Consider the following 1,119-nt stretch of genomic DNA (forward strand, 5'->3'; position numbering starts at 1 on the left):
GCGGGAGCATGCCGCGCTGCCCGCCGTCTCCGGGGCGGCGCCGGACGGCGAACGGCGAAGCGACACGGAGACGACACCGGCGGCGGAGCGGGAAGAGAGCGGGAAGGCGGTCGGGGACGGCCGGGAGCAGAGCGGTAAGGAGCAAGGGGAAGGCCGGGAGCAGAGCGGGAAGGACGGCGGGGACGGGCGGGAGCGGACCGGGGAGACGCGGGCTCCCGCCGCGAGCAAGGAGGAGTCCGCGGCACGGAACCGCCCGGGGGCGGCCGAAGCCGCCGTCGCCGGACAGCAGCCGCGGCAGCAGGACAAGGACGGCCGGAAGCAGCCCACCGGCTCCCCGACGGCCCCGGGCACGGACGTCCGGCTTCCGGGACCGTTCAGCACCCTCGAGGGCAGACGCGACCAGGACCTCGACGGCCCCGAGGAGAGGACCGGCGAGGATCCCTTCGGCTCCGGCAGCGAGTCGGAGGTCGACGTCGGGGGCGGGGAGCCGAGCGCCTGGGACGTCAGGCTCCGCCCCGAGGACTTCCTGCCGGCGCAGGACCTCGACGTGTCCGCCGTACCGACGGCGGACACGCTCGATCCCGGCACGTCCGCGTCGGCGCCGGTCCCGTCCTTCCCCGCCCCGCCGCCGACCAGGGCCGAGCAGGTCCAGGCCGAGCGCGACGCGGAGGAGGCGGAGGACGGGCCGGAGGAGGAGATTGCCGCGACCGGCCCGGGGGACGAAACCGGATTGTCCGCGCCGGAGACCGAGGGCGGTCCGGACGGCGCGAGGTCGCCCGTACCCGCGATGGAACAGACCACCGCGACCCCGCCCGCCCCCGGGACCCGTGACCCCAAGAGCGGAGACGACCCCAAGGCGGGCCCCGTCACCGCGCAGACCACCGTGCAACAGGCGCCGGGCCGGGCCGGCGGGGCCTCCGAAGGCGGCGGAGCGGTGGGGGAGACGGCCGCGAAGGAGGAGAAGGGCACCGCCGCCGGTGACAAAGGGGTCGTCGGCCAGGAGAAGGAGTCACCGAAGGCGACCGGCGGCCGGTCGGCGCAGAAGGACGCAGAGGCCGAGGAGGCGGATGCGGGGGCCGGGTCCGCGGCACGGGGGACAGCGGGCGCGCAGGGCGCCGG

1 pseudogene is annotated in these 1,119 nt (G+C 77.1%); it reads left to right on the forward strand.

The window, feature by feature from the left end:
- Window positions 1-1,119 (forward strand): annotated as a pseudogene (locus H5J33_RS36105) (hypothetical protein); the annotation flags it as partial.

Origin of the sequence: Streptomyces sp. WELS2 (genome assembly GCF_013870595.1) — a bacterium.
GTDB lineage: Bacteria > Actinomycetota > Actinomycetes > Streptomycetales > Streptomycetaceae > Streptomyces.